The organism is Mycobacterium sp. ABE4_509 (assembly GCF_056160785.1).
Window position 1 is genome coordinate 1 of sequence record NZ_JBSWXU010000025.1, and the last position, 23,538, is coordinate 23,538.

Here is a 23,538-nt window from a genome sequence, read left to right on the forward strand (position 1 = left end):
CATCTGGAAGGCCCCCGCCCAAGACATCATCACCAAAGTCCAACGCGGCCGCGCCACCCTCCACCAGATCAAAACGCAGACGGACCACTAGCTCGGCAACACCAGCACCGGCACCGGGCTGTGCCGGATGATCTTGGCGCCGTGCGCTCCGAGGAACACTCCCTTGATGCTGCGTCGTGACGTCGTGCCCAGCGCCAGCAGATCCCCGTCGTCCCACTCGGTGGAATCGAGTGCGCGGTCCCAGCCGTTGCCCGCGATCACCTGCAACTCGGCCGCTTCGCCGACGATTCCGTCGGTTCGGAGCTTCGCCATCATCTCGCGAAGCTGCTCGGCCCACGCGTCGAGCACCGTGTCCTCGGCGTGCAGCCCCACTTCGGGCGGGAACATGGTCCGGCCCCGGATCGCGTAGCTGACCACCCGCAGCGGGACCCCGAGCCGGTCGGTCAGCGCCGCGACCCGTTCGACCACCCGCACCGACTCCGGCGTCCCGGAGTAGGCGCAGGTGATCCGCCGCACGACCCCGGCGCGTGAACCGCGGTAGCCGCGCGGGCTCACCGCCACCGGGATCGGGGACGCGTGCAGCAGCCAGTCCGTCGTCGAACCCAGCACCACCTGGCCGAACGCCCCGTCGGAGGACGACCCCACGACGAGAACCTCGGCACCGGTCCGGGCGACGGCGTCCATGAGTCCGTCACCGGCAGTTCGGCTGGCCACCTGCAGGCAGTCGACCGGGATCTCGGGGGCCTGGGCTTCGAGGTACCGACGTGCCTCCTGGCCCGACTCCGAGCCCAATTGATCGGCATAGGCGGCGAACTCGGCGTCCACCCGGGCCGGCGACGGAGTCATCCAGGGCTGCGGCACCACGGCGGCGACGGTCAGCGAGGTGCCCAGCGACTTCGCCGCCTCGACGGCCAGGTTCAGCGGCGCATGACCGCACTTGCCCGCCAGGTACCCGACCAGGACGGTCACTTCACCTCCTCGAGTTCGGAGCCGGCGGACCCGCCGGCGTCGTTGAGGGCACTGTGGTGCCGACTCCAGAAGAAGTAGAACAGCAGCACCGCGCCCACCCACAGGGTGAACCACAGCCAGGTCAGGGGAGGCAGGCCGATCAGGATGAACACGCAGGCCGCCACCGACAGGATCGGGGTGACCGGATAGCCGGGAACCTTGAAGGAGCGGGGCAGGTCTGGTTCGCGCACCCGCAGGATGATCACCCCGATCGACACGGTGATGAACGCGACCAGGGTGCCGATCGACACCAGGTCCCACAGGTAGTCCAGCGGGACGAAGCCCGACAAGGTGCCCGTGATGACGGCCACCACCACCGTGTTGTTCACCGGGGTCATGGTGCGAGGATTGACTTTTGCGAACCGTGACGGCAGCAGCCCGTCGCGGCCCATCGCGAACAGGATGCGGGTCTGCCCGTACATCACCACCAGGGTCACCGAGAAGATCGAGATCACCGCACCGGCGGCCAGGATGTTGCTGGCCCAGGTCTGGCCGTTGAGGATGTTGCGCAGCATCACCGACAGACCGGCTTCGGCCTGCTCGGGTGAGGCGAACTCGTCGGCGGACTGGGTGCCCAGGCCGGCGAAGGCGACCAGGATGTAGATGCTGGTGACGGCGATCAGTGCGCCGATGATGGCCCGCGGCATGGTCTTCTGGGGGTCCTTCACCTCGTCGCCGGCGGTGGACACCGCGTCCAGGCCGATGAACGTGAAGAAGATCGTGGCGGCACCGGCGGTGATCCCGGCGAAACCCTTGTCCCAGAAGCCGGCGAAGTGGTCGGTGGTGAACGCGGTGAACGCGATCGCCACGAACAGCGCCAGCACCCCGAGCTTGATGACCACCATGATCGCGTTGACCCGCGCCGACTCGCTCGCTCCGCGGATCAGCAGCACCGCGCACATCGCGATCAACAGCATGGCCGGCAGGTTCACGATCCCGGGGTTCTCACCGAACGGGGCGGCGGTCAGCGCATGCGGTATCCGGACCCCGAACACGTTGTTGAGCAGCTCGTTGAGGTAACCGCTCCACCCGATCGAGGTGGCCGACATGGACACCCCGTACTCCAGCAGCAGGCAGGCGGCCACCCCCATGGCGACCATCTCGCCCATGGTGGTGTAGGCGTAGGAGTAGGTGGAGCCCGAAACCGGTACCGAGGAAGCCATCTCGGCGTAGCAGACGGCCGACAGTCCGGCGGCGATCCCCGCGAGCACGAAGGACACCAGCACCGCGGGGCCGGCTTCGGGCACCGCTTCCTGCAACACGATGAAGATACCGGTGCCCACGGTGGCGCCGACCCCGAACATCATCAGCTGGAAGGTCCCGATGCTGCGGTGGAGACTCTCCGATGCCCCGTGTGCTGTCGGCGCACCGATCACCGGCCGGCGCCGCAGCATCTGCTCGGTCAGGCCTAGCGCTGGGGCGGGCATCGTGCCTCCTGGTCGTCCGGCTCGAGGGTGTCGGTCTAGTGTGACCCCGATTCGGCCAGAACGTGCGCTAAGCAATCAACGGCCCAGTCGATTTCGTCGGCGGTGATCACCAACGGCGGCGCGAAGCGCAGCGTCGATCCGTGGGTGTCCTTGACCAGCACGCCACGTTCGGCCAGCCGCAGGCTGATCTGTTTCCCGGTGCCGTGAACGGGGTCGATGTCGACGCCGGCCCACAATCCCCTGCCCCGTACGGCGAGGACGCCTCCGCCGATCAGCGAGTGCAGCCGCCGGTGTAGATGTGCTCCGAGTTCGGTTGAGCGGTACTGGAACTCGCCGCGGTTGAGGATGTCCACCACGGTCGATCCGACGGCGGCGGCCAGCGGGTTGCCGCCGAACGTCGAGCCGTGTTCCCCGGGGTTGAGGACGCCGAGGACGTCCCGGTCGGCGACCACCGCGGACAGCGGGATCACCCCGCCGCCGAGTGCCTTGCCGAGCAGGTAGACGTCGGGAACGACATCCCAGTGGTCGCAGGCGAAGGTGCGCCCGGTGCGTGCGAGCCCGGACTGGATCTCGTCGGCGATCATCAGGATGTTGCGCTGGGTGCACAGCGCGCGTACCTGTGGCAGGTAGTCGTCGGGCGGCACGATGATGCCCGCCTCGCCCTGGATCGGCTCGAGCAGGACCGCGACGGTGTGTTCGTCGATCGCGCCGGCCAGCGCGGCGGCGTCGCCGAATGGGACGGCGCGGAATCCCGGTGTGTAGGGGCCGAACCCGCGGCGCGCGGTCGCGTCGTCGGAGAAGCTGATGATGGTCGTGGTTCGGCCGTGGAAGTTGTTGTGCGCTACGACGATATTGCCCCGGTCGGCGGGAATACCCTTGACGTCGACACCCCACTTGCGGGCGACCTTGATGGCGCTCTCGACCGCTTCGGCGCCGCTGTTCATCGGCAGCACCATGTCCTTGCCGCACAGCCCGGCCAGCGCCGCGCAGAACGGGGCCAGCCGATCGGAGTGAAACGCGCGGCTGACCAGGGTGACCGCCTCGAGCTGCGCGTGGGCGGTCGCGATCACCTCCGGGTTGCGGTGGCCGAAGTTGACCGCCGAGTAGGCGGCCAGGCAGTCGAGATAGCGGCGGCCCTCGACGTCGGTGATCCAGGCGCCCTGCGCGCCGGCGGCCACCACCGGCAACGGCGAGTAGTTGTGCGCGACGTAGCGGTTGTCGAGCTCGATCGCCTGGTCGGTGCGGCTGGTCATGACGTTCAGGATCGTCACGGATGCACCTCCAGCGTGCAGCATTTGACGGATCCGCCGCCTTTGAGCAGTTCGGATAGGTCGACGCCGATCGGGCGGAACCCGGCGGCCCGCAGCTGGTCGGCGAAGCCCGTCGCCGCCGCGGGCAGCACGACGTTGTGGCCGTCGGACACCGCGTTGAGGCCCAGCACGTAGGCATCGGCGCTGGCCACTTCGATCGCGTCGGGGAACAGCTGGTTCAGCAACTGACGGGAGTGTGCGGCGAACGCCGGCGGATAGTAGGCCACCGTGGTGTCGTCGAGTACCGCCAGCGCGGTGTCGAGATGGTAGAAGCGCGGGTCGACGAGTTCGAGGCCGACGACGGGCAGCCCGATGTGGGCGGCGATCTCGTCGTGGGCGCGGCGGTCGGTGCGGAACCCGTAGCCGGCCAGCACCACCGCGCCGACGACCAGCAGGTCGCCCTGGCCCTCGTTGACGTGCCGGGTCTCGGCCGGCAGATAGCTGTTGGCGGTCATCCAGTCGGCGTGGGCGATCGACTCGGCGGAGCGCTCGGCGTGTGCGAAGCGGGCGACCACCGCCCGGTCGTTGACGATCAGTCCGCCGTTGGCGGCGTAGACCATGTCGGGCAGGCCCGCCACCGGCTCCACCAGATCAACGGTGTGGCCGAGTGCGAGGTAGGCCTGGCGCAGCGCCTCCCATTGGTGCAGCGCGAGCTCGGCGTCGACCGGGGTGGTGGTGTCCATCCACGGATTGATGACGTACTCGACGGCGAAGTACCTCGGAGCGCTCATGACATAGCGGCGGGGGCGGGCGGACCTGGGGCGGGCGTCGGGGAGCGAGGTCTCGGCCGCAGCCGAGGTCGAGGCGTCGGTCAACGTCATGGATTCAACGATATTTCCTGGTTGCTGTGCAATCAATCGACGAATATTGCGTGATGAGGCATGATTTATTGCAGCAATGCGCTCTTTTGCGCGTTTTGTTGCACAGGAGGAACGATGGAGCGCCTGGACGAGACCGACGAACGCATCCTGGCCGAGCTGGCCGAGCATGCGCGCGCCACGTTCGCCGAGATCGGTGCGCGGGTGAACCTGTCGGCACCCGCGGTGAAGCGGCGCGTCGACCGGATGCTCGACGCCGGCGTCATCCGGGGGTTCACCACGGTCGTCGACCGCAACGCGCTCGGTTGGACCACCGAGGCGTATGTACAGGTGTACTGCCAGGGCACCATCGCTCCGCACGAGCTGCGTGCGGCGTGGCGCGACATCCCCGAGGTGGTCAGCGCGGCGACGGTCACCGGGACCTCCGATGCGATGCTGCACGTGCTGGCCCGCGACATGCGGCACCTCGAAGATGCGCTGGAGCGGATTCGCTCGGCCGCCAGCATCGAGCGCAGCGAGAGCATCGTGGTGCTGTCCAACCTGATCGAGCGGGTGCGCGGCTGACCCGCACTCCGCGGCGCAACCTGTGGGGTGACGCACATCAGTTCGGCGCCATCGTGTAAAACCAGCACGTGACCACATCGCAGCAGCAGGGCGGAATCGTGATCGTCGGTGGAGGGCTGGCGGCCGCACGCACCGCCGAGCAGTTGCGCCGTTCGGAGTTCGCCGGCGCCATCACGATCGTCAGCGACGAGAACCATCTGCCGTACGACCGGCCGCCACTGTCGAAGGAAGTGCTGCGCGCCGAAACCGACGATGTGACGCTCAAGCCGGCCGAGTTCTACGCCGACAACGACATCACCGTGTTGCTCGGCAACGGGGCGAAGTCGGTGGACACCGTCGCCAAGAAACTGACCTTGGCCGACGGCGCCGAGCTGGGCTACGACGAGCTGGTGATCGCGACGGGGCTGGTGCCCAAACGTGTTCCCTCGTTCCCGGATCTGGCCGGCATCCACGTGCTGCGCTCCCTCGACGAGAGCCGCGCACTGCGCACCGAGGCGGGCAGCGCGTCGCGCGCGGTGGTGGTGGGGGCCGGGTTCATCGGCTGCGAGGTGGCGGCCAGCCTGCGCGCGCTGGGTGTGGACGTGGTGCTGGTCGAACCCCAGCCCGCCCCGCTGGCGTCGGTGCTCGGCGAGCAGATCGGTGCGTTGATCACCCGGCTGCACCGGGCCGAGGGTGTCGACGTGCGCTGCGGTGTGGGTGTCGAGCGGGTCGGCGGTACGGAGCGGGTCGAGACGGTCACGCTGAGCGACGGCACCGAGCTCGCCGCCGATCTGGTGGTGGTCGGAATCGGGTCCCACCCGGCCACCGACTGGCTGCGCGACAGCGGCATCACCGTCGAGAACGGCGTCGTCTGCGACGAGGTGGGCCGCACGACCGCACCCCACGTCTGGGCGATCGGCGATGTGGCATCCTGGCTGGACGTCGTCGCCGGTCAAGTGCGCGTGGAACATTGGAGCAACGTCGCCGATCAGGCACGGGCGATGGTGCCGGCCATGCTCGGCCAGGACGCGTCTTCGGTGGCCACCGTGCCCTACTTCTGGAGCGACCAGTACGACGTCAAGATCCAATGCCTGGGCGAGCCGGAGGCCACCGACACGGTGCACATCGTGGCGGACGACGGCCGCAAGTTCCTGGCCTACTACGAGCGCGACGGCGTCGTGGTGGGCGTGGTCGGCGGCGGTATGCCGGGCAAGGTGATGAAGACCCGCGGCAAGATCGCCTCGGGCGCTCCGATCGCCGACGTCCTGGGCTGAGGTCCGCCAGCCGGGCCCGGCCCGCGGCGTTCGGGAGCCGTACCGCCACGTTGGTGGTGCTCTGCGGCCCCTGGCAGCGAAATCGACCTCATGGTTGTGGGTCGACCCGTTGGGGCGCCGAACCGCAGCCACGACGTCGATCTCGCCCGCAGCATCGGAAAATGTCAGATCTCGCCCAGATAGAACCGGCTGCCCTGATCGTCGGCGCACAGTGCTGAGGTTCCGTACGGCTGCCGGGAGGGCCCGTCGATGACCGACCCGCCCGCCTCCCGGACCCGGTCGACGGCGGCGTCGATGTCGTCCACGGTCCACATCGGCACCGTGGTCGCTGTGTCGCTGCCGCCGGCAACCCCGGCCATCGGATGGCTCTGGGTGATCTGCCAGCCGTCGTCGACGCGCCCGGGCTCGAAGCCCCAGAACAGCACGCGACTGTAGAAGGCCTTGAACGCGGACGAATCCGGCACCTGGTGGGTGATGTAGGACAGCTCGCCCGGGCCGGTGCCGTTGCGCGCCGGACGTACAAGCCCGGCTGCGGGCCGGAACACGGCGAATGCGCCGCCCTGCGGATCGGTGGCGTCCAGGACCGTCCCGAAGTCGAACTCGTGAGCTTCGGCGACGTTGCCGCCGCCGGCCATGATGCTCTCCCGCGCCCCGTCGAGGTCGGTCACCGCGTAGCAGCAGAACAGAGTGGGCGGGCCGGGGACGGAGAAGACGCCGATGTGCTGGTCGGTGTTGGTGACCTGGTGGGTCGCCGGGTCATAGATCCAGCCCAGCACGTGGCCGTAGAACGCGGCCGCCCGGTCTGCGTCGGGCACCCACACCGACACGTAGCCCACGTCGCCGTGCTGGATCGGTGTCGGTGCGCCGGTGACCGGTCCGGTGAGCATCCAGCGGTGGCCGAACGGGTCCACGATGGTGGCGTTGCGGCTGCCGTGCGCCTCCCGGATCTCGGTGTGCACCCGGGCGCCGTGGTCGCGGGCACGCTGCACCGTGGTGTCGGTGTCGGGTACGGACAGCATCAGGCTCACCGAAGACTGTTGCGGAGAAGGGGCTTTCACGCCGATCTCCGGGTACTCGTCGGCCAGGTAGAACACTCCGCCGGACAGGGACAACTCGGCGTGCCCGATCCGGCCGTCGTCCATCTCGACCGGATCGCCGACCAGGGCGGCGCCGAAATTCTCGATGTACCAGGTGATTGCGGCGCGGGCGCCGGCGACGGCGAGGTAGGGGACCGCGGCGGGCCGCGGAGTGGATGTGGCGGCGGGCCGCGGGGACGATGTGTTGAGTTCGGCGATGGCAGTGTCGGTGCCGCTCATGATGACTCCTTCGGTTCGATCCGGTTGCTGCTCGAAGACTGTGGCCGCCGCCTCGAGGCGGGACCGGAGCCGGGCTGCGAAATCCGGTTCCGGCGCGACCGGGAGGTCGCCGCCGCGCAGCACGTTCAGCGGATCCGGTGCGTCCTCGTGGTCGTTCACGGCGTGCCTCCTTCCGGCTGGGGGTACTGCGCCCGGAACGCGCGGCGCGCGCGCACCAGTAGGGCCTCGGTCGCCCGGACGGTGCGGCCGATCAGTTCCGCACACTCCGGCACCGAGCAGTCGTCCATGTAGCGCAGCGCCAGCACGGTGCGGTGCTGTTCGGACAGGCCTGCCAGCACCTGCTCGGCCACGATGCGGTCGACATGGGCTTGCCAGATGTCGGCGGGTTCGGTCTGCTCGGGCGGATCGGCCACCGGTACCGAGTGCCGGTCGTGGCGCCGGCGGTAGTGGTCGGCGAGTTTGTGGCGTGCGACCCCGACCAGCCACGGAACCGTGATCGACGGCCCCGCCTGCTTGCGGGCAGCATCCATCGCCGCCAGGAAGGTGTCCGACGTCAGGTCTTCGGCCGTTCCGCGGTCACCGCAGCGCCTGACGAAGTACCCGTAGATGACCGGTAGGGCTTCGTCGTAGAGCGCGAGCAGTGCGCGCGGACCGTGGTCATCCGGTTCGACGCTCACACCCCTATCGTCGCGCCGGGGCCGGCAACTCCGACGCCCCGATCGCAGATTTTTTCGGTGAGCGTGCGTGGCGGCGGCTCAGAGTCCGTCGGCGAGGGTGTCGAACGCATCGCCGAGCGCGGCCGCCAGCGCGACCGATTCGTCGGCCAGCCAGTTCTCGTAGGCGGCCAGCGCGACACCGAGCATCGTCCAGGCCACCGTCTGCGGAACCAGATCAGCGGCCCCGCGGTCGAGCCGGGCGGCCACGAAGGCCGCCACCACGGCCCGCCAGCCCGCGTACATCGTCATCGAGTAGGCCTGCAACGTCTCGGTTTCCAGAATGAGCCGCATCCGCTCGCGGTGCCGTTCGGTGTCGTCGAACTCGTTGAACGCCAACAACGCGGTACGCAGTGCCTCGCGGATCGGCACGCTGGGGTCCAGCTCGGCGAGCAGTTCGCGCATGTGCTCCAGATGCGCGTCGAAGTCGCCCCAGGGCAGGGCGCTCTTCGACGGGTAGTAGCGGAACAGGGTCCGGCGGGCGATGCCGGCCGCCGCGGCCACGTCGTCGACGCTGACCTCGTCGAACCCCTGGGTCATGAACAGATCGATCGCGACGTCGCTGATGTGTTCCCAGCTCGTCGACCTCCGGCGGCCCACGCGCGCCTTTGCAGCGGGCATCGGACATCCACCCTTCCGTTTCGGCACCCGATGCCATATTATTGCGACCTGCATCACAAATGTCGAGAAGAAAGGCCGGATCGATGGAGCAGAATCAGCACGGCGAAACCGATGAACTGGTCGCCGAGAGCCTGGTCGAGGAAGTGTCGATCGACGGGATGTGCGGGGTCTACTGAGCGTGAGCGCGCCGATGGTGAACACCGGATCCCAGACAGGTTCGTTCGACCCGGACCGGCGCTGGCGGTTGCACCCGCAGGTGGCCGTCCGGCCCGAGCCGTTCGGTGCGCTGCTCTACCACTTCGGGACCCGCAAGCTCTCGTTCCTGAAGAACCGGACGATCGTCGAGGTGGTCAACGCTCTGGCTGACCACCCCGACGTTCGCTCCGCCTGTCGCGCCGCCGGAGTGGACGACGATGCGCAGGCGCCCTACCTCCATGCGCTGGGTGTACTCGCCCAGTCCAACATGCTTGTCGCAGAAGAGGATCAATGACTGTCGCTGTACCCGTACCACGTCTGGTCGACCAGTTCGAGAAAGGGCTGGACGCCCCGATCTGCCTGACGTGGGAACTGACCTACGCCTGCAACCTGTCGTGCGTGCACTGCCTGTCGTCCTCGGGGAAGCGTGATCCCCGTGAGCTGACCACCAGGCAGTGCAAGGACATCATCGACGAGCTCGAACGCATGCAGGTGTTCTACGTCAACATCGGCGGCGGTGAGCCCACCGTGCGGTCGGACTTCTGGGAGCTGGTCGACTACGCGACCGCCCACCACGTGGGCGTGAAGTTCTCCACCAACGGGGTGCGTATCACCCCCGAGGTGGCCGCCAAGCTGGCCGCGAGCGACTACGTCGACGTGCAGATCTCGCTGGACGGCGCCACGGCCGAGGTGAACGACGAGGTGCGCGGTCCCGGATCGTTCGCGATGGCGGTGCGCGCGCTGGAGAACCTGCGCGAGGCCGGTTTCCGCGATGCCAAGATCTCGGTGGTGGTGACGCGCCACAACGTCGACCAGCTCGACGACTTCAAGGCGCTGGCCGACCGGTACGGCGCCACGCTGCGCATCACCCGGCTGCGCCCGTCGGGCCGCGGCGCCGACGTATGGGACGAACTGCACCCCACCCAGGCCCAGCAGGTGCAGCTCTACGACTGGCTGGTCGCCCACGGCGAGGGGGTGCTCACCGGCGACTCGTTCTTCCACCTGTCCGGGCTGGGCGAACCCGGCGCGCTGGCCGGGCTGAACCTGTGCGGCGCCGGCCGGGTGGTCTGTCTCATCGACCCCGTCGGTGACGTCTACGCCTGCCCGTTCGCCATCCATGACAACTTCCTTGCCGGAAACATTCTTTCCGACAACGGATTCCAGAACATCTGGCAGAACTCCTCGCTGTTCCGGGAGCTGCGTGAGCCGCAGTCCGCCGGCGCGTGCGGCAGTTGTGGTCACTACGACAGTTGTCGCGGTGGGTGCATGGCCGCCAAGTTCTTCACCGGGCTTCCGATGGACGGCCCCGACCCGGAGTGCGTCCAGGGTTACGGCGAGCCGGCCCTGGCCCGCGAGCGCGACAAGCCGAAGCCCAGCGTGGATCATTCGCGCTCCGGTGGGCGCAAGGCCTCCGGGCCGGTTCCGCTCACGCTGCTGAGCGCTCCGCCCAAGAAATTCTGCAATGAAAGCCCGGTCTAGGACGGAGTTGTTCCATGGCACGTGACACCTGGTTCGAAACCGTCGCCATAGCCCAGCAGCGAGCGAAGAAGAGGCTTCCGAAGTCTGCCTACTCGTCGCTGATCTCGGCCTCGGAGAAAGGGGTGACGGTCGCCGACAACGTCGAGTCGTTCGGCGAGCTCGGCTTCGCCCCACACGTCATCGGTGGCACCGAGAAGCGCGATATGGCGACAACTGTTATGGGGCAGGATATTTCACTGCCCGTCATTATCTCGCCGACCGGTGTGCAGGCAGTGCACCCCGAGGGCGAGGTCGCCGTCGCGCGGGCGGCCGCCGCGCGGGGCACCGCCATGGGCCTGTCGTCGTTCGCCAGTAAGCCGATGGAGGAGGTGGTCGCGGTCAACGACCGGATCTTCTTCCAGATCTACTGGCTGGGCACCCGCGACGAGATCCTCGCACGGATGGAGCGGGCCAGGGCTGCCGGCGCCAAGGGGCTGATCCTGACCACCGACTGGAGCTTCTCGCACGGGCGGGACTGGGGCAGCCCCAAGATCCCCGAGCGGATGGATCTCAAGACCATGATCACGATGGCTCCGGAGGTGATCACCAAGCCCGGCTGGCTGTGGAGTTTCGGCAAGCATCTGCGCCCGCCGGACCTGCGGGTACCCAACCAGGGCGCGCGCGGCGAGGCGGGCCCCACCTTCTTCGAGGCATATGGTCAGTGGATGGGCACACCGCCCCCGACCTGGGAAGACGTGGCGTGGCTGCGCGAGCAGTGGGGTGGACCGTTCCTGCTCAAAGGAACCGTGCGGGTGGACGACGCCAAACGTGCTGTGGATGCCGGTGTTTCGGCCATCACGGTGTCCAATCACGGCGGCAACAACCTGGACGGCACGCCGGCGGCGATTCGCTGTCTGCCGGCCATCGCGGATGCGGTCGGCGACCAGGTCGAGGTTTTGCTGGACGGTGGTGTTCGGCGCGGCAGTGATGTCGTCAAGGCCGTTGCTCTGGGGGCCCGCGCGGTGATGATCGGCAGGGCCTATCTGTGGGGCCTGGCGGCCAACGGGCAGGCCGGTGTGGAGAACGTCCTCGACATCCTGCGCGGTGGCGTCGACTCGGCGCTGTTGGGTCTGGGCAAGTCCTCGATCCATGAACTGTCCCGTGCGGATGTCCTGATCCCGGACGGCTTCACCCGCACCCTGGGAGTCTGATACGGGCGTGGCGCAGGGGGCTGGCGTGAATTGGACTCCGGCCGCCTCGGCCGGTGCCGGGAAATCAATCCCCACGCATGCACCAACATCTGGCGCACGGCAGGTGAATTCGGCCTACCATCGTCGCGTGGCTATCCCCCGCGAGCTCGGGATCTCAACGACGAGGCAGCTGCAGAACACATCATCTCCGCTGATGCCCGCGCTGATCGTCCCGGTAGGTTCCACCGAGCAGCACGGACCTCACCTGCCGCTGGACACCGACACCCGCATCGCGGTGGCCGTGGCCGACGCGCTCGTGGGGCGCCTGGCCGCCGACGGTGGCACGACATGGTTGGTCGCACCCGCCATCGCCTACGGAGCCAGCGGTGAGCACGAGGGTTTCCCCGGCACCGTCTCGATTGGCACACCTGCACTGGCGAAACTCGTTGTGGAATTCGCCCGTTCCGCGTGTCGGTGGGCGTCGCGGGTACTGTTCGTCAACGGGCACGGGGGCAACGTCCCTGCGCTGCGTGAGGCGGTCGCGCTGCTGCGGTACGAGGGCCGCGACGCCGGCTGGTGTTCCTGCACGGCCCGGGATTCGGACGCCCACGCTGGCCATACCGAAACTTCTGTATTGCTACATATTTCGCCAGAGGCCGTCAGGCAGGATGAAATGGTGCCGGGAAACCGCGCCCCGCTGTCGGAGCTGATGCCTGCGATGCGACGCGGCGGAGTGGCCGCCGTCAGTTCGCTGGGGGTGCTCGGAGACCCCATGGCCGCGACGCCGGAAGAGGGGGGCAGAATCTTTGCTGAGATGGTGGACAGGTGCGCCGACGGCATCGGTCGATGGACACCTGACGGGGAGGGGATGTTGAGATGAGCGGGCCACGGCTACCCGACGGGTTCGCCGTCCAGGTGGACCGACGCGTACGCGTCCTGGGCGAGGGCGCCGCGCTGCTCGGAGGTTCACCGACCCGGCTGCTGCGGTTGGCGCCGGCCGCTCAGACCATGCTCAACGGCGGCAGGCTGGAGGTCCACGACGCGGTCAGCGCTCAACTGGCCCGGACCCTGCTGGATGCCACCGTCGCCCATCCGCGTCCGCTCAGCGGCCCGTCTCATCGTGATGTCACCGTCGTGATCCCTGTGCGCGACAACATGTCTGGAGTGACACGACTGATCTCGGCGGTACGCGGGGTGCGCGTCGTCGTCGTCGACGACGGCTCTGCGGTGCCGGTCAACGCATCGGACTTCGCGGCGGTGCACGGCGACGTGCGGGTGCTGCGCCATGCCCGCAGCAAGGGGCCCGCCGCGGCACGCAACACCGGCCTGGCGGTGTGTGACACCGACTTCGTGGCGTTCCTCGACTCCGACGTGTTGCCGCGGCGAGGCTGGCTGGAGGCGCTGCTCGGACACTTCTGCGACCCCGCCGTCGCGCTGGTGGCGCCGCGGATCGTCGCCCTGAACCCGTCGGACAGCGTCGTGGCCCGCTACGAGGCGGTGCGGTCCTCGCTGGACCTCGGGCTGCGGGAGGCGCCGGTGGTGCCCTTCGGGACGGTCTCGTACGTGCCGAGCGCGGCGATCATCTGCCGGCGCTCCGCGCTGACCGACGTCGGCGGATTCGACGAGTCGCTGGTTTCCGGCGAGGACGTCGACCTGTGCTGGCGGCTCAACGAGGCGGGCGCCCGGCTGCGCTATGAACCCATCGCCACCGTCGCCCACGACCATCGCACCGACCTGCGAAAGTGGTTCGTACGCAAGTCGTTCTACGGCGCCTCTGCGGCTCCACTGGCAATACGGCACCCGGGTAAGACCGCTCCGCTGGTGATCTCGGGGTGGACGCTGGTGGTCTGGATGCTGGTGGCCATCGGCTCGGGTATCGGCTACCTGGCCTCGATGGCCGTGGCCGCGATCACCGGCCAGCGCATCGCCAAGTCGCTGTCGTGCGTGCCCACCGAGCCCATGGAGGTGGCCGCCGTGGCCGCGCAGGGACTGTGGTCTGCGGCCCTGCAGCTGTCCTCGGCGATCTGCCGGCACTACTGGCCGGTTGCGCTGGTCAGCGCCGTGCTGTCGCGACGGTGCCGGCGCGTCGTGGTGGTCGCGGCCGTGCTCGACGGGGTGTTCGACTGGGTGACCCGCAACGGCAACGCCGACGAGGACACCAAACGGGTGGGGCTGGTGACCTACATCCTGCTCAAGCGACTCGACGACATCGCCTACGGCCTCGGGCTGTGGAGCGGCGTCGTCCGGGAGCGCAACGTCGGCGCGCTCAAACCCGAGATCCGCACCTGAAGCGGCACCTTGCCCGATAGTGCCGCAGCGCAGCGCAGCGCCGGCGACGTCCTCGTCGTCGGCGCGGGTAGTGCAGGATCGGTGCTGGCCGAGCGGCTTTCCGCGGACGAGCGATGCCGGGTCACCGTGGTCGAGGCTGGCCCGGGACCCGACGATCCCCGGGTGGGCACTCAGCTCACCGACGGTCTGCGGCTGCCGATCGGGGTGGCCAGCTCGGTGGTGCGGCGCTATGCGACCACGCTGACCGAGCACCCCGAACGGTCCGCCCAGATCATGCGCGGCGCTGTCGTCGGTGGTTCCGGCGCGGTCAACGGCGGATACTTCTGCCGGGCGCTGCCCGCGGACATGGACGGCTGGGACCTCGATGGCTGGCGGTGGGCCGACGTGCTGCCCCACTTCAAGGCGATCGAGACCGACCTGGACTTCGACACCGAACCGCACGGCTCGCACGGACCGATCAGGGTGCAGCGGGTCAGCGAGTTCAACGGCTGCACCGCCTTGTTCGTCGCGGGCTGCGGCGCCGCCGGCTTCGGTTGGATCGACGATCTGAACGGTTCGACGCGCGAGCACCCGCTGTCCGGGGGTGTCGGGGCGGTCCCGCTGAACATCGAGCGCGGCACCCGGGTCGGCCCGGGCGGCGCGTTCCTGCAGCCCGCGCTGCGGCGAGCCAATCTGGAGCTGCTCACCGACACCCGGGTACACCGGATCCGGCTGCGCGGTGGCCGTGCGGTCGGGGTCGACTGTGTCGGGCCGGGCGGCGCGACGACGCTGACGGCGGACCGGATCGTGCTGTCGGCCGGTGCGATCGGCTCGGCCCAGTTGCTGTTGCTGTCGGGTATCGGACCCGAAGCGGTGCTGCGCGGCGCGGAACTGGTTGTGGCGCAAGACCTTCCGGTCGGGGTGGACACCGTCGACCATCCGGAGTGGGTGCTGCCCGTCGCCTGGGTGCCGACCCACGGAGTGCCGCCGCTGGAAGCGGTGTTGAGCACGCCCGAGGGGCTGGAGATCAGGCCGTACACGGCAGGGTTCGGCGCGATGATGACCGGCAGGCACGACGATCCGACCGACCGGCCGCACCTCGGTGTGACGCTGATGCGTCCGCGATCACGGGGTCGGCTCACCGTCGCCTCCTCCGATCCGGAGGCCGCCCCCGTCATCGAGCACCGCTACGACAGCTCCGCCGAGGACGTCGAACTGCTGCGCGACGGCACTCGGTTGGCTCGTGAAATCGCTTCTGCCACAGCTGCTGACGAGGCATTCTGGGCGACTTCGCAACACCTGTGCGGAACCGCGCGGATGGGCTCCGACGGTGACGGCGTCGCCGTGGTGGACAGCCGGTGCAGGGTGTTCGGCGTCGACGGGCTGTGGGTGATCGACGGCTCGATCCTGCCCGTGATCCCCAGCCGCGGCCCCCACGCCACCATCGTGATGGCCGCCCATCGGGCGGCCGAATTCGTCAGCTGATCGCGGTGAGCGCCTCGGCGAGGGCCGTCGCCGCGACCACCCCGTCGATCACCGGCACGCCGAGCCGGCGGGTCAGCGGCGCGGCGAAGGGTGCCATTGCCGCGCAGCCCAGCACTATCGCACGGCTGGTGTCGGCTTCGAGGGCGCGACGGCACAGCTCGCCGATCGGTTCGATGCTGGTCGGGTCGGAGCCGATCTGCAGCACCGGGATGTCGCAGGCGTACACGCCGGCGCACTGGTTCGGGGTGTAGGTCTTGGCCAGCTGCCAGGCCCGCGAGATCGTCGGCGACATCGATGTGACGACCGAAAAGGTGCCGGCGGCCAGCGCCGCGGCATGCATCGCGGCCTGGGCGATTCCCAGCACCGGCGCGTCCAGCATCGTGCGGGCCTGCTCGAGTCCGGGATCGCCGAAGCATGCGATCACACAGGCGTCGGGCCGCTGCCCGCCGGGCCGCCGCGCAACCTCGGCGAGCACCTCGAGAAGGCCTGGCACGCTGCGTTGTTCGTCCTCATCGCTTTCGATGCTGGGTGGGCCGGACGCAGGGTTGAGTGCCTCGACGACAGTGCCCGGGCGTGCGACGGACGACGCGCTGGCCGCGATCGCCGCGGTCATCGATGATGTCGTGTTCGGGTTGACGAGCAGAAGGCGCACGCCTGGCGAGCTTACGTGCCTGCCGCCGACATCGCTGTGCACGGCGCCGGCGGCGGGGGCGTTCAGCGAATCGAGTACCGGATCGGCAGGTGTTTGAGCCCGCCGACGAAGGTGGTGGCCGACAGCTCCGGGCGCCCGGCGAACTCGATCGACTCCAATCGGGGGATGAGCTCGGTGAAGAAGCTGTTCATCTCCATCCGGGCCAGCGCGGCGCCCAGGCAGAAGTGCACACCGTAGCCGAATGCGAGGTGCTTGTTGGGGTCGCGTCCGACGTCGAACCGGAACGGGTCGGTGAAGATCTCCTCGTCCCGGTTGGCCGACACGTAGGCGAGGTAGACCGACTGCCCCTCGGCGATCGGGACGCCGCGGATCTCGGTGTCGGCGGTGGCGGTCCGCATGAACTCCTTGACCGGAGTGGCCCACCGGATCATCTCCTCGACAGCGGCGCCCATCAGGCCCATGTCCCCGCGTAGCCGGTCGAGCTGATCCGGGTTGGCGATCAACGCGTGCAGCCCACCCGAGATCGCGTCCTTGGTGGTGTCGTGTCCGGCGCTGGCCACGATGACGTAGTAGGAGACGGTGTCCATGTCCGACAGCGGCTCGCCGTCGATGGTGCCGTTGGCGATGGCCGAGGCCAGGTCGCCGGTGGGGTTCTCCCGACGCGAGGCGGTCAGCGCGGAAAAGTAGGTGAAGAAGTCCATCAGCACCGCCAGCAGATCCTCGGTGGTGCCCTCGCCACGCTTGTGTTCGGTGTCGTCGCCGCCGAACATCTCCTGGGTCAGGGTGAGCATCCGGGGGAAGTCCTCCTCGGGCAGGCCGAGCAGCGACAGGATCACGTAGAGCGGGTAGTTGACCGCGATCTCGGTGACGAAATCGCATTCGGGCCCGATGTCACGCATCCGGTCGACGTAGCGCTTGGCCAGTTCGTCGACCCGGATCTTGAGGTCACGCATGGCCTTGGGGCGGAACCAGTCGGCGCCGATCTTGCGCACGTCGCGGTGGTGGGGGTCGTCCATGTGGATCAACGTGCGCAGGCCGATACCGGCGTCCTGCTGCTGCTTCATCACGTCGTCGCCCTCGGCGGGCATCAGCAGCGGCCGGGGGCCGCTGACGAACAGCTCGTTGTCGCGCTCGACGGCCATGATGTCGGCGTGTTTGGTCAGCGCCCAGAACGGCCGGTAGGGCGGGTTGTCGACCCACGCCACCGGTTGGTGGGCGCGCAGGTGCGCGAGGGCGGCGTGCAGCCGTTCGTCGTCGGCGTACGCCGACGGATCGGCCAGGACCTTGGCGGCCTCCCTGGTCTGCGAATCCATCTTCAGGTCCGCTGCCGAGCTGCTCATTGCTCTCCTCGTCGGGGCTGGTGCGAAGAACTTGACGGGTGTCAACTGCCCCAGTGTATGTGACGAAGGCCACGCCGCAAAGGGGGAGGCTGCGGTTGAGCCAACTAAACTCTGGCGGCGTGGCACCCGCACGAGTCCCCGGCCGCGTCGGTTGCCTGCTGCTGGCACTGGTGCTGCTGGTCGCGGCGTGTTCGCCGGATCCGCCGCCGGCCACCCCGGGCGACAACGATGCGGCCCTGGTGCACATCGAGGCCGGCAGCGTGCGCGGCGCGACCGCCGCCGACCACCGCCTGTTCGCCGGGATCCGCTACGCGGCGGCCCCGGTGGGCCCGCTGCGGTGGCGTCCGCCGCAGCCCGCGGTGCCCTGGGACGGCGTGTTCGACGCCACCCGGTACGGGCCGCGATGCCTGCAGGACCTCAATGGGGATCTGGAGATGGGCCGTCAGAGCGACGAGGACTGCCTGAACCTCAACGTGTGGACCCCGGCGGGACCGTCGCAGAAACGGCCGGTGATGGTGTGGATCCACGGCGGTTCGTTCGTCAACGGAAGCGGTCGTGTCTACGACGCCCGGCGGCTGGTCGCGCGCGGCGACGTCATCGTGGTCACCATCAACTACCGGCTGGGTGCGCTGGGTTTCCTGGCCCACCCCGCCCTCGGTCCGCCCGGCGACGTCGGCAACTACGGTCTGGCCGATCAGCAGGCCGCGCTGCGCTGGGTGCGGGACAACATCGAGCGATTCGGCGGTGACCCGGACAGAGTGACCGTGGCCGGGGAATCCGCCGGCGGCATGTCGGTGTGCGATCACCTCGTCGCGCCCGGTTCGGCGGGGCTGTTCTCGGCCGCCGTCATCATGAGCGCGCCGTGCCAGGCGCAGGCCACGCTGCCGGTCGCGACGACCCGCAGCATCGACTACGCGGCCGCACTGGGCTGTCCGGATTCGGCGGATGCTGCGGCCTGCCTGCGCGACCTGCCCGCCAATGCCCTGCGGAAGCCGCTGTGGCTCTACAACATCGGTGAAGACGAACTGTCCGGACCGGTGACGGGTACGGCGGTGCTGCCGGTGGACCCGGTGGCGGCCATCGAGGACGGCCGCGCCGCGCGGGTGCCGGTGCTGATCGGCACCACCCGTGACGAATTCACCTTGTTCGCTGCCCTGCAGTATCTGCGGGACGGGCGGGTGTACACCGCCGGCGACTACCCCCAACTGCTGGCCGGCACCTTCGGCGACGACGCCGACACGGTTGCCGCGCGGTACCCGCTGGATCGTTTCGACAGTGTCCCGCTGGCGTACGCGGCCACCGTCACCGACAGCGCGTTCTCCTGCCCGGCGCTGTGGATGGCCCGCGGTCTGGCCCGGCATGCCGGCACACATGCCTACGAGTTCGCCGAGCAGAACCCGCCGACGCCGCAGCCGCTGCGCGAACTGCCGTTCCCGGTGGGCGCCGCACATTCCCTCGAGCTGCGGTATCTGTTCGACGTGGGTGGGGCACCCGAGCTGGACGCAGCTCAACGCGAGCTGTCCAACGACATGATCGACTACTGGAGTTCGTTCATCGCCACCGGAGCGCCCGGTTCGGCCGGACTGCCGGTCTGGCCGGCGCTGTCCGACGAGGCTGCGGCACAATGGATGTCGTTGCAGGACCGGGGGCCGGTCCTGATCGGGCAGGACCGGTTCGCCGCCGAGCACGAGTGTGCGTTCTGGGCCGGCCTGCTGCGCTGAGGCTCACCGGCCTGCCGCCGCGATCGAGCGCCACACGTCGTCCCGGCGCGTCCGTACTCCGGCGGCGGTCAGGATGCGCCGCGAGGCGGCGCGCACCCGCTCGGTCAGCGCGGCCTCGTCCGCCGGTGCCAGCCAGACCGGCTGCCGGTCCTGCAGCGCGATCACACCGTCGACGACGACGGTGTGCACCTCGGTGCCGTTGGCCTGATAGACCAGTGCCGAGGCGGTGCTCTGCAGCGGCTGCAGATGCGAGCCGGTCAGGTCGACGAGCACGATGTCGGCCCGCTTGCCCGGCTCCAGTGAGCCGATCCGGTCGGCCATCCCGATCGCGCGGGCCCCGTCGATGGTCGCCATCTCCAGGACCCGTTCGGCGGTCAGCACCGTCGGGTCGGCGCTGCGGCCCTTCTGGAGCAGCGCGGCGAACTTCATGTCCGAGAACATGTTGACGCTGTTGTTGCAGTCGCCGTCGTCGGTGCCCAGCGCGACGGTGACCCCGGCGGTGTGCAGGTCGGCGACCGGAGCGATACCGTTGCCCAGGAACAGGTTCGACACCGGCTGGGTGGACACCTTCGTCCCGGTGGCCGCCAGTGTGCGGACATCGCCGGCGTCGATCTGCACGCAGTGCCCGGCCAGCACATCGGGCGCCAGATACCCGATCGCCCCCAGGTAGCCGACGCTGGACATGCCGTGCTGGTGACGGTCGGCCGGCGATTCGGCGACGTGGATGGTGGTCATCGCGTCGTAGCGGCGCGCCAGCCGCTGGGCGCCGAGCACCGCCTCGCGGGTGCACAGCACGGCGACTCCGGGAGCCGGCCAGAACGACAGCCGTCCGCCGTGGCTGCCGTGGTGTCGCACGATCATGGCCTCGATGCGCGCCAGCATCTCGTCGAGCCGGCCGGGCTGGGCGCCCAGATCCTGGTGCAGCTCCGGCTCGATGCCGGCATAGGCGTCCATCAACTCGGCCATGTGCGCGGGCACGGTGTCGTAGAACATCTGCCCGATCACCGCGCGCATCCCGGTGCCGCCGTAGGCGGTGACCACCTCGTCGGCGATCTCGTCCCACTGGTCGTAGGGCGTTTCGATCTGGTCGACGACGGTGGTGATCCCGCTGCGCAGCGCCTCCAGCGCGAACAGCTGCACGGCCGTGCGGTGATCGTCGAGCCGGTAGCACCGTGCCGCAGGCAGGTTGACGTTGACCAGCCAGTCGTAGAGCGGGCGGTCGTCGCCGGCTCCGCCGCGCAGCAGGATGTCCAGCGAGTGGGCGTGGGCGTCGACGAAACCGGGCAGAACCGCGCTGCCGGACGCGTCGACGACCTGATCGGCCCCGTCCGGGCATTCGGTCATCGGCCCGACCGAGACGATGGTGTTGCCGCTCGCCGCCACGTACCCGTTGGCGATGACGCGCCGGTGCGGGTCCATGGTGAGCACCCGGGCATTGCGGACCAGCAGGGTCAGCGGGGTCGCAGGCGACGCGTCCATCAACTGAACCGCTGTGCGGCAGCCCATTCCAGCGCCGAGGCCACGCCGTAGAGGGTGAGCGCCAGGGCCACGGTGACCGTCATCGCCGCCCACATCTGCGGCATCTGGTAGTTGCGCATCGCGACGAGCATCAGCGGCCCGACGCCCTCACCTGCACCGAACCACTCGCCGATCACCGCGCCGACGATCGACAGCGGCACCCCGACCTTCGCGCCGGTCGCGACCACCGGCAGGCCGGCCGGGATTCGGGCCCGCACCAGGGTGGTCCACCAGGATGCCCCCAAGGCGGCGCAGACGTCGGTGACCCCGCGGGGGGTGGCGGCCATGCCGGCGACGACGGCGATGTAGAGCGGGAAGAAGGCGGTCGCGGCACCCATCGCGGCGGGCAGCTGTTCGCGGGAGAACAACGCCAGCAGGATCGGCGCCAGCGCGACGAACGGGATGGCGCTCTGGATGGTCGCGATCTGGTCGACACCGCGACGTAGCGGCCGCACCACGGTCACCAGCAGCCCGGCCACCGCGGCCAGTCCGAAGGCGACCGCGAAGCCGGTGACCGCCTCGGCGCCGGTGTTCAGCGCCGCCGACAGCAGCAGGGCCCGTTGATCGGCGTCGGCCAACAGGCCCACCACCGCCGCCGGTGGCGCCACGCTGGTACCCAGCAGCTGGGTCGCGGCGACCACCTGCCAGACGGCCACCACGATGAGCAGGCCCAGCGCGCCCAGCGCCGCGGGCCGCATACCGGGAGCAGCCGAGGTGTCAGTCGTCACCGTCGTCTCCGCTCAGCGCGTCGAGTTCGGCGGTCAATTCGTCGACCATCTCGTGGAACTCGGCGGTGCGGGTGACCTCACGGGTCCGCGGACGGGCGAACGGCACGTCCTCGATCGTCTTCACCCGGCCCGGCCGGGGCGACAGCACGATCACCCGGTCGGCCAGCAGCAGGGCCTCGTCCACGTCATGGGTCACCAGCACCGTGGTGATCGGATCGGCCATCCAGATCCGCTGCAGTTCCATGTTCAGCCTGCGGCGGGTGACGGCGTCCAGAGCCCCGAACGGCTCGTCGAGCAGCAGCACGTCGGGCTCCAGCACGATCGACCGGGCGATCGAGACCCGCTGCCGCATGCCGCCGGAAAGCTGCTTGGGCCTGGCGTTCTCGAATCCGCGCAGGCCCACCATCTCGATGAGCTGGTCGACCCGGTCGGCGTCGACGGGGCGCCGGGACACCTTGTAGGGCAGCGCGATGTTGGCGCGCACCGACAGCCAGGGCAGCAGCGCGTTGTCCTGAAAGGCCACCCCCAGCCGGTGCGCGGCGGCCAGCTCGGCGGGCCGGTCCCCGCCGACCAGCACCGAGCCGGTGCTCGGTTCCTCCAGCGAGGCCATCATCCGCAGCAGCGTCGATTTGCCGCAGCCGGACGGGCCGATCAGGGCGACGAACTCGCCGCGGCCGATCTGCACGTCGACCCCGCGGATGACCTCCACCTCGCGGCCGCGGCGCAGCGGAAACCGCTTGCTGACCTGTTCGAGCGAGATCGCTGCGCCCCGGGTGGATTCCGCGGTGGCGCACTCTTCGGCCGCGGGTACCGCCGGGCTCACCGGGATCCGCCGATCTCTTCGAGCAGCGAGGTGTCGATGACGTCGTCGACCGGGGCCGTCTTCATCCCGGCCGCCTCCATGCCCCGGTACACCGGCCCGGCGATGAATTCCTTGTCCAGCCAGAGGTAGCCGTGCTCCTCGGTGCCGGGGCTGGACGCCAACCGGATGTACTCGCGGTTCTTGGCGATCTCGTCCTCGAGGACCAATCCCGCGCTCTTGCCGTACTTGTCGACGGCCAGTCGGGGGCCGGCCGTGGGGTCGGCCACATCGTCGGAGAAGCCCTGCCGGGTGGCGGCCAGGAATCCCTTGACCGCGTCGCGCTCGTTGGCCAGCACCTCGTCGGTGGTGAACACGGCCAGGGTGTAGGCCGGCAGCCCGGCATCGGTGAAGGTCAGGATCGCCGGCTGCATCCCGGTGGCGGTCTCGTAGGCGAGCACCTCATCGGTGACGAACACCGCCAGCGTGTCGCAGTCGCCGTTGATCAGGGCGTCGGGACCGTACCCGGTCGGGATGTAGGTGTAGTCGGGTTCGAGTCCGGCCAGCGAGAACATCGCGTCGATCTTGGTCTGGATGCCCTGCGGGCCGCCGACCCTCTTGCCGGTCAGTTCGGCGACGGTGGTGATCGGCGCGTCCGGCGGGGACATCAGGACGTTGAGGTTCGACTGGTAGAGCGCGCCGACGCACTTGAGCGGATTGCCGTCGGCCGCGGCCGCGATGACGGTGGTGATGTCGGTGGCGATGCCGATCTTGGCCCGCCCGGCCGCCACGATGCCCTCGATCGCGCCGATGTCGGCGCCGCCGGGGATCAGCTCCACCGCGACACCGTTGTCGGCGTAGTAGCCGTTGGAGTCGGCCAGGAACAGCGGGGACCACTCGCTGTCGGCCACCCAGGACAGTTGGATGGGCAGGTTGGTGGTGCCGTCCGAGGCTGCGGCCGCACCCGAGGCGTTGTCGGCTCCGCACGCCGCCAGAGCGCCGCCGGCCAGTGCGGCCGCCGAACCCACGCCGGCGACGCGCAGAAAGCCGCGACGGGAGAGTGCGGTGTGCGTCAGGCGGTGGGACGTGGAGATCGAGGTGGGTGTCATTTGGGCTCCTGCGGTTTGAGGGGGACTGGGGGAGAGTGTGTTCGG

General features: G+C 69.3%; 23 protein-coding genes. 10 read left to right on the plus strand and 13 right to left on the minus strand.

What is annotated here, in order from left to right:
- Positions 1 to 87 precede the first annotated feature (87 nt).
- Genes ACXAID_RS08125 through ddaH form a run of 4 tightly spaced genes read right to left on the minus strand, consistent with a single transcriptional unit; the run spans position 88 to position 4,566 of the window.
- Positions 88 to 969: a universal stress protein gene (locus ACXAID_RS08125; RefSeq protein ID WP_475021689.1), complete on the minus strand. Its 882-nt coding sequence runs from the start codon at positions 967 to 969 to the stop codon at positions 88 to 90.
- On the minus strand, positions 966 to 2,435 hold the full coding sequence (locus ACXAID_RS08130; protein WP_475021690.1) for an amino acid permease: 1,470 nt from the start codon (positions 2,433 to 2,435) through the stop codon (positions 966 to 968). Before ACXAID_RS08130 ends, ACXAID_RS08125 begins: the two co-directional genes overlap by 4 nt.
- A gap of 35 nt (positions 2,436 to 2,470) precedes the next feature.
- Complete coding sequence (rocD, locus tag ACXAID_RS08135; RefSeq protein WP_475021691.1) at positions 2,471 to 3,730, minus strand: ornithine--oxo-acid transaminase; 1,260 nt, start codon at positions 3,728 to 3,730, stop codon at positions 2,471 to 2,473.
- Positions 3,703 to 4,566: a dimethylargininase gene (ddaH, locus tag ACXAID_RS08140; protein WP_475021692.1), complete on the minus strand. Its 864-nt coding sequence runs from the start codon at positions 4,564 to 4,566 to the stop codon at positions 3,703 to 3,705. The genes rocD and ddaH overlap by 28 nt, the downstream gene beginning before the upstream one ends.
- Before the next feature lie 114 nt (positions 4,567 to 4,680).
- On the opposite strand from ddaH, the gene ACXAID_RS08145 reads away from it, so the two are divergent.
- Together ACXAID_RS08145 and ACXAID_RS08150 are read left to right on the plus strand one after the other, a co-directional pair.
- Positions 4,681 to 5,127: an Lrp/AsnC family transcriptional regulator gene (locus ACXAID_RS08145; protein WP_475021693.1), complete on the plus strand. Its 447-nt coding sequence runs from the start codon at positions 4,681 to 4,683 to the stop codon at positions 5,125 to 5,127.
- Between the two features lie 68 nt (positions 5,128 to 5,195).
- On the plus strand, positions 5,196 to 6,380 hold the full coding sequence (locus ACXAID_RS08150) for an NAD(P)/FAD-dependent oxidoreductase (protein WP_475021694.1): 1,185 nt from the start codon (positions 5,196 to 5,198) through the stop codon (positions 6,378 to 6,380).
- 164 nt (positions 6,381 to 6,544) lie between these two features.
- On the opposite strand, the gene ACXAID_RS08155 is transcribed toward ACXAID_RS08150, so the two are convergent.
- The 3 genes from ACXAID_RS08155 to mftR form a co-directional block, all read right to left on the minus strand.
- Positions 6,545 to 7,855: a VOC family protein gene (locus ACXAID_RS08155; protein ID WP_475021695.1), complete on the minus strand. Its 1,311-nt coding sequence runs from the start codon at positions 7,853 to 7,855 to the stop codon at positions 6,545 to 6,547.
- The gene (locus ACXAID_RS08160; protein WP_475021696.1) at positions 7,852 to 8,373 is read right to left on the minus strand and encodes an RNA polymerase sigma factor; all 522 of its coding nucleotides are present in this window, start codon (positions 8,371 to 8,373) and stop codon (positions 7,852 to 7,854) included. Before ACXAID_RS08160 ends, ACXAID_RS08155 begins: the two co-directional genes overlap by 4 nt.
- A 78-nt stretch (positions 8,374 to 8,451) precedes the next feature.
- A complete protein-coding gene (gene mftR, locus ACXAID_RS08165) occupies positions 8,452 to 9,030 on the minus strand; it encodes a mycofactocin system transcriptional regulator (RefSeq protein WP_475021697.1) in 579 nt (192 codons plus the stop codon).
- Between the two features lie 83 nt (positions 9,031 to 9,113).
- Between mftR and mftA the strand changes: the two genes are divergently transcribed.
- From mftA to mftG, 7 genes are all read left to right on the plus strand, one after another.
- A complete protein-coding gene (gene mftA / locus ACXAID_RS08170; RefSeq protein WP_475021698.1) occupies positions 9,114 to 9,206 on the plus strand; it encodes a mycofactocin precursor MftA in 93 nt (30 codons plus the stop codon).
- Between the two features lie 14 nt (positions 9,207 to 9,220).
- Positions 9,221 to 9,520, plus strand: a complete 300-nt coding sequence (gene mftB / locus ACXAID_RS08175) for a mycofactocin biosynthesis chaperone MftB (protein WP_475021735.1) — start codon at positions 9,221 to 9,223, stop codon at positions 9,518 to 9,520.
- Complete coding sequence (mftC, locus tag ACXAID_RS08180; protein WP_475021699.1) at positions 9,517 to 10,704, plus strand: mycofactocin radical SAM maturase; 1,188 nt, start codon at positions 9,517 to 9,519, stop codon at positions 10,702 to 10,704. Before mftB ends, mftC begins: the two co-directional genes overlap by 4 nt.
- A 14-nt stretch (positions 10,705 to 10,718) precedes the next feature.
- Positions 10,719 to 11,894, plus strand: a complete 1,176-nt coding sequence (mftD, locus tag ACXAID_RS08185; protein WP_475021700.1) for a pre-mycofactocin synthase MftD — start codon at positions 10,719 to 10,721, stop codon at positions 11,892 to 11,894.
- Between the two features lie 103 nt (positions 11,895 to 11,997).
- A complete protein-coding gene (mftE, locus tag ACXAID_RS08190; RefSeq protein ID WP_475021736.1) occupies positions 11,998 to 12,753 on the plus strand; it encodes a mycofactocin biosynthesis peptidyl-dipeptidase MftE in 756 nt (251 codons plus the stop codon).
- The gene (mftF, locus tag ACXAID_RS08195) at positions 12,750 to 14,162 is read left to right on the plus strand and encodes a mycofactocin biosynthesis glycosyltransferase MftF (RefSeq protein ID WP_475021701.1); all 1,413 of its coding nucleotides are present in this window, start codon (positions 12,750 to 12,752) and stop codon (positions 14,160 to 14,162) included. Before mftE ends, mftF begins: the two co-directional genes overlap by 4 nt.
- 9 nt (positions 14,163 to 14,171) lie before the next feature.
- Entirely contained in the window at positions 14,172 to 15,626 is a 1,455-nt protein-coding gene (gene mftG, locus ACXAID_RS08200; RefSeq protein ID WP_475021702.1) for a mycofactocin dehydrogenase MftG, read from the plus strand.
- On the opposite strand, the gene ACXAID_RS08205 is transcribed toward mftG, so the two are convergent.
- Positions 15,619 to 16,278: an aspartate/glutamate racemase family protein gene (locus tag ACXAID_RS08205; protein WP_475021703.1), complete on the minus strand. Its 660-nt coding sequence runs from the start codon at positions 16,276 to 16,278 to the stop codon at positions 15,619 to 15,621. The genes mftG and ACXAID_RS08205 overlap by 8 nt on opposite strands.
- A gap of 62 nt (positions 16,279 to 16,340) precedes the next feature.
- Positions 16,341 to 17,618, minus strand: coding sequence for a cytochrome P450 (locus ACXAID_RS08210; protein WP_475021704.1), 1,278 nt, complete (start codon positions 17,616 to 17,618; stop codon positions 16,341 to 16,343).
- 119 nt (positions 17,619 to 17,737) lie between these two features.
- Here ACXAID_RS08210 and ACXAID_RS08215 point away from each other — a divergent pair, with 119 nt between their 5' ends.
- Positions 17,738 to 19,339, plus strand: coding sequence for a carboxylesterase/lipase family protein (locus tag ACXAID_RS08215; protein ID WP_475021705.1), 1,602 nt, complete (start codon positions 17,738 to 17,740; stop codon positions 19,337 to 19,339).
- Between the two features lie 3 nt (positions 19,340 to 19,342).
- Here ACXAID_RS08215 and ACXAID_RS08220 read toward each other — a convergent pair whose 3' ends face one another.
- From ACXAID_RS08220 to ACXAID_RS08235, 4 genes are read right to left on the minus strand one after another with little or no spacing between them, the layout of a single operon-like run.
- The gene (locus ACXAID_RS08220; protein ID WP_475021706.1) at positions 19,343 to 20,818 is read right to left on the minus strand and encodes an amidohydrolase family protein; all 1,476 of its coding nucleotides are present in this window, start codon (positions 20,816 to 20,818) and stop codon (positions 19,343 to 19,345) included.
- Positions 20,818 to 21,585 (minus strand): ABC transporter permease, encoded by a 768-nt coding sequence (locus tag ACXAID_RS08225; protein WP_475021707.1) that lies wholly within the window; start codon positions 21,583 to 21,585, stop codon positions 20,818 to 20,820. The genes ACXAID_RS08220 and ACXAID_RS08225 overlap by 1 nt, the downstream gene beginning before the upstream one ends.
- Positions 21,575 to 22,408, minus strand: coding sequence for an ABC transporter ATP-binding protein (locus tag ACXAID_RS08230; RefSeq protein WP_475021708.1), 834 nt, complete (start codon positions 22,406 to 22,408; stop codon positions 21,575 to 21,577). The genes ACXAID_RS08225 and ACXAID_RS08230 overlap by 11 nt, the downstream gene beginning before the upstream one ends.
- Positions 22,405 to 23,493 (minus strand): ABC transporter substrate-binding protein, encoded by a 1,089-nt coding sequence (locus tag ACXAID_RS08235; RefSeq protein ID WP_475021709.1) that lies wholly within the window; start codon positions 23,491 to 23,493, stop codon positions 22,405 to 22,407. Before ACXAID_RS08235 ends, ACXAID_RS08230 begins: the two co-directional genes overlap by 4 nt.
- Positions 23,494 to 23,538: the final 45 nt, after the last annotated feature.